At 42.0% G+C, this 13,838-nt stretch carries 13 protein-coding genes; 8 read left to right on the top strand and 5 right to left on the bottom strand.

Going from position 1 to position 13,838, the window contains the following annotated elements; genetic code table 11:
• The 3 genes from J582_RS22795 to abaQ form a co-directional block, all read right to left on the bottom strand.
• Positions 1-1,497: aldehyde dehydrogenase (NADP(+)) (locus tag J582_RS22795; RefSeq protein WP_032048657.1), on the bottom strand; the 1,497-nt coding region annotated here is incomplete at its 3' end.
• A gap of 11 nt (positions 1,498-1,508) precedes the next feature.
• Entirely contained in the window at positions 1,509-2,507 is a 999-nt protein-coding gene (gene araD1 / locus J582_RS22790; protein WP_032048656.1) for an AraD1 family protein, read from the bottom strand.
• Positions 2,508-2,517: 10 nt separating this feature from the next.
• Positions 2,518-3,822, bottom strand: a complete 1,305-nt coding sequence (gene abaQ, locus J582_RS22785) for a multidrug efflux MFS transporter AbaQ (RefSeq protein ID WP_032048655.1) — start codon at positions 3,820-3,822, stop codon at positions 2,518-2,520.
• Positions 3,823-3,991: 169 nt separating this feature from the next.
• Between abaQ and J582_RS22780 the strand changes: the two genes are divergently transcribed.
• Positions 3,992-5,725 carry an IlvD/Edd family dehydratase gene (locus J582_RS22780; RefSeq protein ID WP_032048654.1) on the top strand — a complete coding sequence of 578 codons (1,734 nt, stop codon included), beginning with the start codon at positions 3,992-3,994 and terminating at the stop codon, positions 5,723-5,725.
• A gap of 83 nt (positions 5,726-5,808) precedes the next feature.
• On the top strand, positions 5,809-6,525 hold the full coding sequence (locus J582_RS22775) for a FadR/GntR family transcriptional regulator (protein ID WP_000029961.1): 717 nt from the start codon (positions 5,809-5,811) through the stop codon (positions 6,523-6,525).
• Between the two features lie 67 nt (positions 6,526-6,592).
• Here the strand turns inward: J582_RS22775 and J582_RS22770 are convergent, their stop codons facing one another.
• Both J582_RS22770 and J582_RS22765 read right to left on the bottom strand, forming a co-directional pair.
• Entirely contained in the window at positions 6,593-7,387 is a 795-nt protein-coding gene (locus J582_RS22770) for a TorF family putative porin (RefSeq protein WP_032048653.1), read from the bottom strand.
• 81 nt (positions 7,388-7,468) lie between these two features.
• A complete protein-coding gene (locus J582_RS22765) occupies positions 7,469-8,383 on the bottom strand; it encodes a LysR family transcriptional regulator (protein WP_002050855.1) in 915 nt (304 codons plus the stop codon).
• Between the two features lie 100 nt (positions 8,384-8,483).
• Here J582_RS22765 and J582_RS22760 point away from each other — a divergent pair, with 100 nt between their 5' ends.
• From J582_RS22760 to J582_RS22735, 6 genes are all read left to right on the top strand, one after another.
• A complete protein-coding gene (locus J582_RS22760; RefSeq protein WP_004747037.1) occupies positions 8,484-9,590 on the top strand; it encodes a muconate/chloromuconate family cycloisomerase in 1,107 nt (368 codons plus the stop codon).
• A gap of 23 nt (positions 9,591-9,613) precedes the next feature.
• Complete coding sequence (gene catC / locus J582_RS22755; protein WP_000897237.1) at positions 9,614-9,904, top strand: muconolactone Delta-isomerase; 291 nt, start codon at positions 9,614-9,616, stop codon at positions 9,902-9,904.
• Between the two features lie 160 nt (positions 9,905-10,064).
• Entirely contained in the window at positions 10,065-10,985 is a 921-nt protein-coding gene (gene catA / locus J582_RS22750; RefSeq protein ID WP_032048652.1) for a catechol 1,2-dioxygenase, read from the top strand.
• Between the two features lie 134 nt (positions 10,986-11,119).
• On the top strand, positions 11,120-11,791 hold the full coding sequence (locus J582_RS22745) for a 3-oxoacid CoA-transferase subunit A (RefSeq protein WP_031982708.1): 672 nt from the start codon (positions 11,120-11,122) through the stop codon (positions 11,789-11,791).
• Positions 11,792-11,809: 18 nt separating this feature from the next.
• Positions 11,810-12,460 (top strand): 3-oxoacid CoA-transferase subunit B, encoded by a 651-nt coding sequence (locus J582_RS22740; protein WP_032048651.1) that lies wholly within the window; start codon positions 11,810-11,812, stop codon positions 12,458-12,460.
• Between the two features lie 502 nt (positions 12,461-12,962).
• The coding region (locus J582_RS22735; RefSeq protein ID WP_032048650.1) for an acetyl-CoA C-acyltransferase at positions 12,963-13,838 on the top strand (876 nt) is incomplete at its 3' end.

Genomic DNA, 13,838 nt, shown 5'->3' with positions numbered 1-13,838 from the left:
CAATAAACTTTGCGGATAGTTTTGGTAACACACAGGTCTTAAGTAACGGTCAATGGCCAAGGTTCCAACTGAGGTGCCTCTTGCATCTGAAGTGGCTGGGTATGGCCCGCCGTGTACCATCGCATCACACACTTCTACACCCGTTGGGTAGCCATTTATGAGTAATCGACCGGCTTTTTCCTCTAAAACTGGCACTACATCTGCAAACTCGGTTAAGTCAGCTTCATCGGCAATTAAAGTCGCAGTCAGTTGACCATTCATGCTTTGTAGCGCCTGAATGAGTTGGGCTTTATCTTCAACTTCAATAATGACTGTGGTTGGCCCAAAAATTTCTTCCTGTAAAAGCTGGTCACCCGCCAGTAAAAGCTCAACATCAGCTTTAAACAGTTGCGGCTGAGCCTGATTGCCTTGTTGAGTTTGACCTGCCAAATGCTTAATGCCTTGATGCTGGGTTAAGTGCTCAAGACCAGCGGTATAACTTTTTAAGGTTCCGGCATTGAGCATAGTTTGTGCAGGCTTAGCCCACATAATGTCGGTTAGGTTGCTAATGAGCTGGCTAAATTCGACCGATTTAATACCCAAGATTAAACCCGGATTGGTACAGAACTGACCACAGCCTAGAACCACTGAATCTGCCAAGTCCTGTGCAATTTTGTCACCACGGTTTTTTAAGGCTTCAGGCAACATCAACATCGGGTTAATACTGCTCATTTCAGCAAATACAGGAATCAGTTGTGGACGGGCTGCGGCCATGTCACATAAAGCGCGACCACCACGCAATGAACCTGTAAAACCCACAGCCTGAATTAAAGGATGCTTAATCAGTGGTTCACCTACGCCATTACCATAAATCATGTTAAATACACCTTTAGGCATATTTGATTTTTCTACGGCACGTTCAATAGCCTGTGCTACAAAGTCTGCTGTGGCCATATGTCCACTATGGGCTTTTACTATCACCGAACATCCAGCCGCTAGTGCCGAAGCAGTGTCACCACCCGCAGTTGAGAATGCTAAAGGAAAGTTACTTGCCCCAAAAACTGCCACAGGGCCAACACCGATTTTAATCTGGCGCAGGTCTGGGCGAGGTAAAGGCTGACGCTCAGGTAAAGCGGTATCAATACGGGCACCTAAAAAGTCACCACGGCGTAACACTTTGGCAAACAGGCGCATTTGCCCACTGGTACGGGCACGTTCACCTTGTAAGCGTGCAAGTGGCAAAGCGGTTTCCTGTGAAACGATTTCAAGAAAATCTGTACCCAATGCATCAAGTTCATCGGCAATATTTTCTAGAAAAACAGCACGCTGTTCAGGTGTGGTATGGCGGTAAGTCTTAAACGCTTGACTGGCCGCTTCACAGGCCTGATTGACCTCTTGCTCGGTTGCATGGTGAAACTCATAAGGCAAAGTTTCACCAGTTGTTGCATTTACACTTTTCAATAAGCTTGTACTTTGTGCGCTACGTGAACCGCCAATAAAGTTGTGTCCAATGACCATTTTTATATTCCTTAGAGTGTGATAACTGAACCGATCGGTAACTCGGGTTGCATATGAGCAAGTTTGTTTTTGAGTGGATAACCAAACTCTTTCATCTCTATTTCAAACTCATCATTAACTTGTGCTTGAATACCATCGGCAAAAGATAGAGTCGCTGTACCGAAATAATGGATATGAACATCGCCTGCTTTTAAGAATTGTTGATACTTAAAGTGGTGATATTCGAGATTTGCCAAGCTATGACACATATTGTCTTCACCTGACAAAAACTGTTTTTCCCAAATGATTTGTCCATCACGGCGCAAACGGCTGGTTCCGACTAAATGTTTTGGTAATTCGCCTGTCCGTAAAGCTGGACCAAAACTACAAAAACGTAATTTTGAATGGGCCAGATATAAATAATTACGACGCTCCATTACATGGTCAGAATATTCATTACCCAGCGCAAACCCGATTCGGTAAGGCTTTAGGTCTTCTCCAATAACATAGAGGCCTGCGATTTCAGGTTCTTCGCCGCCGTCTTCGGCAAATGGTGGTAAAGGTAATTCATCTCCCGGTCTTACCACAATTGAACCATCGCCTTTATAAAACCATTCTGGCTGTGCCCCGATCTGACCTTCTGCTGGACGCCCCTTTTGTAGCCCCCATTGAAATATTCGCATGGTGTCGGTCACCGAGCTGTCATCACTTAAATTTTGTTGATGCATTTTGTCTCGTGCAGATGCAGAACCTAAATGGGTTAAACCTGTACCGGAAATTAAACAATGCGTTGGATCTGGATGATCTAAAGGCGGCAATACCTTTAAGTCTGCTAATAAAGATGAATAATCATAAGTTTCGGACTCAAACCCTAACGCCTCAACTTGTTGTTCCAGTGAAACTTTATTGCGGATTGCTAAAAGTGCTAAATCACGAACCGATTGAATATCTTTAACCGGATATGCCATGTTGCCTTCTACTTTGGCGACGGCACGTTGATTTGCACGATTTTCAAATTGAATAATTTGCATGTTTTATTCCTTACAAAGGCTTTTGAATATTCACTGTTTGTGTTTTTTGGCGTTCGAGCTTGGCATAGACGATGTAAGTCAGAATCAAGCCAAAAAGCATGACGATAGATAAGAAATACAAACCAGCAGCCATATTTCCCGTGTATTCTTTTAACAGTCCGATCCCAAATGGACCGACATAGCCACCTAAATTTCCAACAGAGTTAATTAAGGCAATACCAGCTGCTGCACTTGCACCCGTTAAGAAACGACCAGGTAGTGTCCAAAACACGGCAGTCGATGAAAATAGACAGAACGCAACTACAGCCAAAGCTGCCAACTGCATAACTGGAGAATTTAGCCAACCACTTAAAAACATTGCACAAGCACCTAGTGCATATAGAAAACTTAAGTGTCCGTAACGATCGTTCAGGCGGTCAGTACTACGTGGAATAATGAGAAGTCCAATAATTCCAAAAATATAGGGAATGCTAGATAAGAACCCAATTTGAATATCACTACCTCCGCCAAATTGCTTAATAATGGTAGGAAGCCAGAGATTTAAACCATAAATACTTAAAGTTACCGGTAAATAGTAGAGTGCTAATAAAAGTACGCGTTTGTCTTTTAAAGCATGTAGTGGATTGGCATGTCGGGTTTGGTCGTATTCAGCTTCATCTTTAACAAGTTCAGTTTTAAGCCATTGTTTTTGTTCAAGGCTTAACCACTTTACTTTATCAATGTTATCGGGCAGCCACAGAAATGTAGGTAAAGCCAATAAAACTGCAGGCAAGCCAACTGCAACGAACAACCATTGCCAGCCGTGCAAATTTGCAATGCCATCCATTCCAAGTAATAGACCCGCTAAAGGCCCTGCAATCATCATGGCAATCGGTTGTGAAAGCACAAACATTCCCATGATTTTTCCGCGATGCCGCACCGGATACCACTGTGTAATCAGGTATAAAACACCAGGGAAAAAACCTGCCTCTGCTACACCGAGTAAAAACCGTAAGAGATAAAAACTTTTAGGGCCCTGAATAAGCGCCATGGCCATGGTGATGAGGCCCCATGTTAATAAAATGCGAGTAAACCATTTACGAGCACCAAATTTGTCTAAAAGCAAATTACTTGGAACTTCAAAAAGAAAATATCCAATAAAAAATAAGCCAGCTCCTAGACCATAGGCAGCATCACCAATTCCTACATCGGCACCCATATGCAAATGAGCGAACCCGACAGCGGCCCGATCAATGTATGCCACCAGATATAGTATGACTAATGCAGGTATCAGCTTAAACGTGACCGTCCGTATTACATCCTTTTCGAAATCCATGTTCGACTCCATTTCCTATTATTTACTTATAGAGCATCTTGCTCGTAAATTATCCTTTTAATTTAAAATATAGTAATACTATTTAAATTTCAAACCTTTTAAAAATAAAATTTATGGTGTATTTTTAATTCAATTAATTCTAATAGTAATACTATATAGGGAAATTTGTATGAATAACAAACAAGTTCTTCGTTCGGCTGCCTGGTTTGGTACAACGGATAAAAATGGCTTTATGTATCGTAGCTGGATGAAGAACCAAGGAATTCCAGATCATGAGTTTCAAGGCAAGCCTATTATTGGGATTTGTAATACATGGTCTGAACTCACCCCATGTAATGCGCATTTTCGAAAAATTGCCGAACATGTAAAAAAAGGGATTTTAGAAGCGGGCGGCTACCCTGTTGAATTTCCAGTGTTTTCAAATGGTGAGTCGAATTTACGTCCTACCGCCATGTTTACCCGTAACTTAGCCAGTATGGATGTCGAAGAAGCTATTCGTGGTAACCCTATTGACGGTGTGGTCTTACTGACAGGTTGTGACAAAACCACACCTGCATTATTAATGGGAGCTGCAAGCTGTGATATTCCAGCCATTGTAGTGACTGGCGGTCCCATGCTGAATGGTAAGCACAAAGGTAAAGATATTGGGGCGGGTACCATCGTTTGGCAAATGCATGAAGAACTCAAAGCAGGCAAAATTGATTTAAATGAATTTTTATCTGCCGAGTCTGGTATGTCTCGTTCGGCTGGTACATGTAACACCATGGGCACAGCCTCTACAATGGCGTGTATGGCTGAAGCCCTAGGCACTTCTTTACCCCACAATGCGGCCATTCCAGCGGTAGATTCTCGCCGTTATGTGTTGGCTCATCTTTCTGGTATGCGTATTGTTGATATGGTACATGAAGATTTACGTCTTTCTAAAATCTTAACAAAAGAAGCCTTCGAAAATGCCATTAAAGTCAATGCAGCTATTGGCGGTTCAACCAACGCAGTTATTCATTTAAAAGCAATTGCTGGACGTATTGGGGTTGATTTACAACTCGATGACTGGAACCGTGTTGGCCGCGGCATGCCAACCATTGTCGACTTACAGCCTTCGGGCCGTTTTTTAATGGAAGAGTTCTATTATAGCGGCGGCTTGCCAGCCGTAATTCGTCGCATGGGTGAAGCCAATCTCTTACCACATCCTCAAGCTTTAACCGTAAACGGACAAACCATTTGGGAAAATTGCCAGCAATCATCTATTTATAACGATGAAGTGATTCGGAAAATAGATAACCCAATTCGACTAGATGGCGGCATGTGTATTTTACGCGGAAATTTAGCGCCTAAAGGTGCGGTGCTTAAACCGTCTGCTGCTACACCGGAACTGATGAAACACCGTGGCCGTGCAGTCGTATTTGAAAACTTCGATGATTATAAAGCCCGTATTAATGACCCAGATCTAGATGTCGATGAAACTTGTATTCTTGTGATGAAAAATGCCGGCCCTAAAGGCTATCCGGGCATGGCAGAAGTCGGAAATATGGGACTACCACCAAAAATTTTAGCCAAAGGCATTACCGACATGGTCCGTATTTCCGACGCACGTATGAGTGGAACAGCTTATGGCACTGTAGTTTTGCATGTTGCTCCAGAAGCCATGGCAGGTGGGCCTTTGGCTGTAGTTCAAAATGGTGACTTTATTGAACTTGATGCCTACGCTGGAAAACTTCACCTAGAAGTGAGTGATGAAGAACTTCAGCAACGTCTTGAAAATTTAGCGCCTCCAGCTCCACCAAGTTTTATTGGCGGCTACCGTAAGCTATATGTAGAACATGTTTTACAAGCCGATGAAGGCTGTGATTTTGATTTCTTGGTCGGTTGCCGCGGCTCGGAAGTTCCACGTCATTCTCATTAATATTTATTCTTGAAAAAGATGATCTTGTTAAAACACAAGGTCATCTATACCATAGGATATTCAACATGTCGTAATAGTGAAATATGAGTAAAGCTGACTATAAAAATCCTATTCCAAGCAAAAGCCAACATGCATTAATCGTTCAACAATTGGGATTAAAAATTGTTTCTGGAGAAATTTCAGAAAATGAAAAGCTCCCAAGTGAAGTTGATTTATGTGAGGAATATAAAGTCAGCCGCCCTGTCTTTCGCGAAGCCATCCGTGTTTTAAATGCTAAAGGTTTAACTTACTCAAGACCTAAAATCGGGACTGTGGTTAGACCGAAAGAAGAATGGCATTTGCTCGATCCGGATGTATTGTTTTGGTTGATTCAAACGACACCTGAGCACGAGTTTTTTAAAACCCTTTCTACTGTACGACGAGTTCTAGAACCAGAGCTTGCTTATATCGCGGCAAGTACAGCAAATGAAGAGGATATTGAGCGCATTAAACAAGCCTATGAAGGCATGGAAAAAGCGACAACAGTTGAAGAGTTTATAGAACCCGATATTCAGTTTCACTTAGCAATTGCTAAAGCAACGCATAATGACTTATTGGCTTATATGTCAAAAATGTTGGTTTTACCTTTGCAGCAATCAATTCAAGTAACAAGCTTACGTCCAAATTTGCAAGGCCATTCGCTACCAAGACATAAAGCAATTTTGACAGCAATTGAAAATAAAGATCCGCTCTCTGCTCGCCATGCTTCACTCGTTCAGCTAGATGACACTAAGATGGCTTATGATTTAATTAAAAAATAATTTTCTCTATGTATTAGAAAAAGCCTGCTGACTCTAAATTAAAGTGATCAGGCTTTTTATTTATAAATTAGAACACCTTTTTTACAGAGACTGTAAAAGTTGAATCAATTGGATTTGAAATAGGTGCACCCGGCTCACCATTGCTATACTTTTTATAATAAGCATTTTTATCCCATGCCTTGGTATAGGCTAATCCTGTACTCCAACCATCACCTAAATCTTTAATTACTTCGGCTTTAACATCTTGAAAGTTCGACTCTGAAAAGTTTTTGATTCTTTCATAGCCATAGTGGGCACCAAAAGTCCAAGTTTCACTGATGGGCTGGGTAAAGTTAACATCTAAATAACTCGATCCTCTTGACCTTTTACCAGCAGATCCCCCCATGGTTTTAGAGTTATAACCAGCGTAATCTGGCGTGTAAGTCACAAAGTATTTAAGGCTTAAAGGACCATAGCCAATTTGAGGTACGATTTCACCATAGTTATAACTCGTACTTCCCGTTTCTGGTGTGCTTTTCGCGCCTGGATAGTAGTAATAAAAAATAGACATACCAATCGAGAATTTATCAATTGTTTTTAAATAACCTGTATAAAAATCCCATTCAACCGAGGCATCTCGCAGATAGTTAGAGCTGACACTTGATGCCCAAGTTCCTGCAAAAAAACCATTCGGGTTGGCATAATCCAGTCCACCTTGTAAGGCTGGTTTACCCCAAGTTTGTTGGAAACCACGTGAAATATATTGACTTGCAAAAGTTACATTCGCACTATACGGAGAAATTTTTTCTTGTTCTTTTAATTGTTCAGCATGTACAACACCTGTAGACATAATGAGAGACGCTACACCTAAAATTTTTCTCATTTAATAATTCCTTTTACATATTACCTATAGGTTTAAAGTTTTAAAATAACATGATAATTCAATTTAAAACGTATTAAAAAGTTATAAATTTAAATTTCTGGATACTTCTTCTTCGCTATAGATCTCTTCAATGCAATCTAAGATTTTAGGAATATAGGAACTTTGATCCATATTGCGCATGGATAGAGAGATCGGACTATAGGCTTCTAAATCTAAAATATTTAAATAAGTTAGATTTTTCATACCAATATCACAGGCACTTTCCGGAATAATACAAATACCCTCACCGGATGCCACTAAGCCAAGTGCCATATGAATTTCTCGTACTTCAGTCAGCTTGGCCGGAACAAGACCTAATTTGGTAAATAAAGCTTGAATAGTGGTCGAAAAATTTGGTTTAGGTGTGGTTGGATAAGAAAAAATCGTCTCATTAATAATTTGAGATAAATAAATTCCTGTCTCTTGGAAATCACTTAATGGGTGTTTTTTATGGATTGCGAGTTTTAACTTTTCTTTTCTAAGCAGAAGTCGCTTAATGGCTGGATCACTAATTGGTAATCGACCAAAACCTAAATCAATTTTGCCAAGTTTTAATGCTTCTACCTGATCTCGTGTACCACATTCAATAAGCTCGACATGAATGTCAGGATTTTTTTGCCTAAATAGATAAATGACCTGTGGTAATCGCCCATAAAGAAGCGAACTCACATAACCAACTTTAACAACGTTCTCGACCAGCTTCATTTTTTTAGCCATCGAAGCAGCTTGAGCGGTGTGAGTCAAAATTTGCACCGCATGCTGGTAAAAAAACAGCCCTGCTTCCGTTACTTTTAATGGACGAGAGCCTTTTTCGAATAAATCGATCCCTAATTCTTCTTCTAGTTTTTTGATTTGGCGTGTTAAAGGTGGCTGAGCAATAAAAAGCTTTTCTGCGGCTTTCGTCAGACTCTGTTCTTCAACAACGGTAACAAAATAACGTAGATGTCTTAATTCCATTAATATACCTTTTTAGTATCTTAAAATACCGTTCTATATCTATTTTAGGCTATTACATTCTTCTATGGTATACAAACAAGTTCGTAATAGTTGAAACTTCATGTATAGAACCATAGAAACCATACTTGTGGATATTCCAACTATCCGTCCTCACCAGTTGTCTGTGACTACTATGCGTACCCAGACTTTGGTACTCGTTAAAATTACGACCACGGATGGTATTGTCGGTTGGGGTGAAGCCACCACCATTGGTGGGCTGAACTATGGTGAAGAAAGTCCTGAGAGTGTCAAAGCCAATATTGATACCTACTTTGCACCATTACTGACATCAGTTAAAGATTTAAATGTTGCACAAACACTCAAACTGATTCGTAAAAATATTAATGGTAACCGCTTTGCCAAGTGCGCCATTCAGACTGCCCTACTTGATATTCAGGCCAAACGTTTGGGTGTGCCATTAAGCGAAGTTTTAGGTGGACGTCTGCGTAATAGTTTACCTGTGCTTTGGACGCTTGCGTCTGGTGACACGGAAAAAGATATTGCTGAAGCTCGTAAAATGATTGAGCTAAAGCGCCATAACACGTTCAAACTTAAAATTGGTGCACGTCCTTTACAGCAAGATGTTGACCATGTGATTGCGATTAAAAAAGCATTAGGTGCTGATGTTAGTGTACGTGTAGATGTAAACCGTGCATGGTCAGAACTTGAGTGTATTCATGGTATTCAACAGCTCCAAGATGGTGGAATCGATTTAATTGAACAGCCATGTGCAATTCAAAATACCGAAGCACTTGCTCGCCTCACCCATCGTTTTGATGTTGCCATTATGGCAGATGAAGCTTTAACTGGACCTGACAGTGCATACCGTATTGCAAAAAATCATGGTGCAGATGTATTTGCCGTAAAAATTGAACAATCTGGTGGCCTGATCGAAGCGTGTGAAGTTGGCAAAATTGCTGGTTTGGCTGGTATCGACCTATATGGCGGCACCATGCTTGAAGGTCCTGTAGGAAGTATTGCATCGGCCCATGTATTTGCAACCTTTGAAACATTAGCGTTCGGCACTGAATTATTTGGTCCGTTATTACTGACCGAAGAAATTTTAAAAGAGCCGTTACGTTACGAAAACTTTGAATTGCATTTGCCAACAGCTCCGGGCTTAGGCATTGAAATTGATGAAGATAAAATTGAGAAATTACGTCGTTAAGGCAACAGGATAAGGAGTTTCCCATGTTATTTCATGTACGTATGGATGTGCATATTCCACTTGATATGCCAGCCGACAAAGCAAATGAAATTAAGGCCGTTGAAAAAGCTTATTCGCAAGAATTACAACGCCAAGGTAAATGGCGTCATATCTGGCGAATTACAGGCCAGTACTCGAACATCAGCATTTTTGATGTCGAGAGCAATGAAGAATTGCACAACATTTTACAGGGTTTACCTCTCTATCCATACATGGACATTGAAGTGATGGCAATGAACCGTCACCCATCTTCTGTTCGTGATGATGATTCGTAAATCCAAAGAATGTTTTAAATGTGATCTCTGAAGTCCATTTATAAACCAAGCAGATTATTCAGAAGGTAACAAGGAACGTGGTAGCAACTATTTGCTAGCAACACAAAATGCCCGCAGCGCTGCCACCCAAAACCGTATTGCATACTTAAGGAGTTTTAGTATGAACCGTCAACAAATTGATGCGCTTGTAAAACAAATGAATGTCGACACAGCAAAAGGTGAAGTCGATGCACGTGTTCAACAAATTGTAGTGCGCCTTCTTGGGGATTTATTTCAAGCCATCGAAGATTTAGACATCCAGCCTTCTGAAGTTTGGAAAGGTTTGGAATATTTTACCGATGCAGGTCAAGCAAATGAACTTGGTCTTTTGGCTGCTGGCTTAGGTTTAGAACATTATCTTGACTTACGTGCAGACGAAGCAGATGCCAAAGCTGGTGTTAATGGCGGCACACCACGTACTATCGAAGGCCCACTTTATGTAGCTGGCGCGCCTGAATCAGTTGGCTTTGCACGTATGGATGATGGAACTGAAACTGGCAAAATCGATACCTTAATTATTGAAGGTAAAGTAACTGACACTGATGGCAATATTATTGAAAATGCCAAAGTTGAAGTATGGCATGCCAACAGTTTAGGTAACTATTCATTCTTTGATAAGTCACAATCTGACTTTAACTTACGCCGTACCATTTTCACTGATGCAGATGGTAAATATGTAGCGTTAACCACTATGCCAGTTGGTTATGGATGCCCTCCTGAAGGTACAACACAGGCTCTTCTTAATAAGTTAGGCCGTCATGGTAACCGTCCATCTCACGTTCACTACTTCGTTTCTGCACCGGGTTACCGCAAGCTGACTACTCAATTCAACATTGAGGGTGATGAGTACTTATGGGATGACTTTGCCTTCGCTACTCGTGACGGTTTAGTGGCAACAGCAGTTGATGTAACTGACCCAGCTGAAATTCAACGCCGTGGTTTAGATCACGCTTTCAAACACATCACATTTAACATTGAACTTGTTAAAGATGCCGCTGCTGCTCCTTCAACTGAAGTTGAACGTCGTCGCGCTAGCGCTTAATTGAAATTGTATGTGAGTTAAAAGTTCGCTTTTGACTCACAAAATTTACTCCATTTATTACTACCATTAAGAATTTCAATAAATTTTTAGCGGTAGTAATACATCACGTTACCTCATGCTCTAAGGTTTCTCACATGATTGACAAAAGTAAGTCCTCACTAAGCGAGGTTCTATCGCAGATTAAAGATGGTGCAACCATACTGATTGGTGGTTTTGGTACCGCAGGACAACCCGCTGAACTCATTGACGGTCTGATTGAACTCGGTGTTAAAGGCTTAACCATTGTGAGCAACAATGCCGGTAATGGTGACTATGGTCTGGCTAAACTGCTTAAAGCCGGTTCAGTAAAAAAAGTCATTTGCTCTTTCCCACGTCAGTCAGACTCTTATGTATTTGATGAACTATACCGTGCCGGAAAGGTCGAGCTTGAGGTTGTACCGCAAGGTAATCTGGCGTGCCGTATTCAAGCTGCCGGTATGGGTTTAGGTGCTGTATTTACTCCAACAGGCTTTGGAACACTTTTGGCCGAAGGTAAAGAAACCCGTGAGATTGATGGTAAAGATTACGTACTTGAATATCCGATCAAGGCTGACTTCGCCTTGATTAAAGCTTATAAGGGCGACCGTTGGGGTAATTTGGTTTACCGTAAATCTGCACGTAACTTTGGCCCGATCATGGCCATGGCTGCGGATGTCACCATTGCTCAGGTTTCTGAAGTGGTTGAGCTAGGTGGATTAGACCCTGAACACATCATCACCCCAGGTATCTTTGTACAGCATGTTGTACAAGTAACGCCAGCACAGTAAGCAATAAGGAGAAATAACATGAGCTACCAGAAACTCAGCCGTGACCAGATTGCACAACGTGTGGCACAAGATATTCCAGATGGTGCCTATGTGAACTTGGGCATTGGCTTACCGACTAAAATTGCCAGCTACTTACCTAACGATAAAGATATTTTCCTTCATTCTGAAAATGGACTATTGGCATTTGGCCCACCACCAGCTGCAGGTGAAGAAGACCCTGAACTGATCAATGCGGGTAAAGAGTTTGTGACCATGCTAGAAGGCGGCAGCTTTTTCCACCATGGTGATTCTTTTGCCATGATGCGTGGTGGTCACCTTGATATTGCGGTACTTGGTGCATTTCAGGTTGCAGCGAATGGTGACTTGGCGAACTGGCATACAGGTGCGCCGGATGCGATTCCTGCGGTGGGTGGTGCGATGGATTTGGCGGTTGGTGCCAAGAAAGTATTTATCACCACAGACCATGTGACCAAACAGGGTGAACCAAAGATTGTGGCTGAGTTGACTTATCCGGTAACGGGTAAGCACTGTGTTGACCGTATTTACACCGACCTGTGTGTGATTGATGTGACCAAAGATGGTTTAAAGGTGATTGAGAAAGTTGAAGGTCTTAGCTTTGATGAGTTACAGGCATTAACGGGTGCGACTTTGATTGATGCAACGAATTAAGTCTCTAAATTGATTGAGTATGGCAGCTAATCAATAGCGCCACAGCCTATAAATGATAGTGGTCTTCGAAAGCCCTTTGTATAGGCAGTACCTTACTTTTTAAGGATAAAAAGTAGCAAAAATCCTTTGTCACTCAGACACAACATCCCTGTTGTGCTGAGTAACGAGGCGACATCCATGTCGCCAACGCGAAACACTGGATGGAACTCTTTGAATACGCGGTTCTTGTTTATTAATTTGGATTTTACCGTAATTCGCTATTGTGACAGGCGACATGGATGTCGCCCGTTGGACAGGGAGGCATGGAAGCCTCCTCTGTTCAACAAAGGTTTTTGGTTACTTTTTTAAAAAAGTGACATGAATTAACTACTGGCATTTGACTCAACACGATAAGACTCCGTCATGACTACTTCGAACTTAGTAACCATGATGCACCAGCAAATGCTAAAAAGTTTCACGATGTAGCAATGACAGCAACAGATTTCAAAATGGAAATGTAAGAATGAAAAACGCTTATATCATCGATGCCATCCGTACTCCATTCGGCCGTTATGCAGGTGGCCTTGCTCCCGTTCGTGCCGATGACCTTGGTGCTGTACCCATTAAAGCCCTCATGCAGCGTAACCCAAGTGTAGATTGGGAACAGGTCGATGATGTGATTTATGGCTGTGCCAACCAAGCCGGTGAAGACAACCGTAATGTTGGCCGTATGTCAGCACTGCTTGCTGGTTTACCGTATCAGGTGCCGGCAACCACCATTAACCGTTTATGCGGTTCATCACTCGATGCGATTGCTATTGCTGCCCGTGCCATTAAAGCAGGTGAAGCGAACTTGGTGATTGCAGGTGGTGTGGAAAGTATGAGCCGTGCCCCCTATGTGATGGGTAAGTCTGACAGTGCTTTTGGCCGTAGCCAGAAGATTGAAGATACCACCATGGGTTGGCGTTTCATTAACCCCAAACTTAAAGAATGGTATGGTGTAGACACCATGCCCCAGACTGCCGAAAACGTCGCTGAACAGTTCAACGTCAATCGTGCAGATCAGGACCAGTTTGCCTTGGTGAGCCAACAACGCACCGCAAGCGCGCAAGCCAAAGGCTTTTTTTCTAAAGAAATCGTGGCAGTTGAAATCCCCCAGCGTAAGGGGGAGACTGTTGTGATTGATACCGATGAACATCCACGTGCATCAACCACACTTGAAGGCTTAAGCAAACTTAAACCAGTTGTGAAAGCAGATGGCACAGTTACTGCGGGCAATGCTTCAGGCATCAACGATGGCGCAGCAGCTCTACTGATTGCTTCTGATGAAGCAGTTCAGGCTTACAACCTCAAACCACGTGCCAAGATCATTGCTTCAACAGCGGTGGGTGTAGAACCA

It is taken from the genome of Acinetobacter sp. 1566109 (assembly GCF_000582255.1).
Lineage (GTDB): Bacteria > Pseudomonadota > Gammaproteobacteria > Pseudomonadales > Moraxellaceae > Acinetobacter > Acinetobacter nosocomialis.
This window is presented reverse-complemented; position numbering and strand designations above follow the sequence as displayed.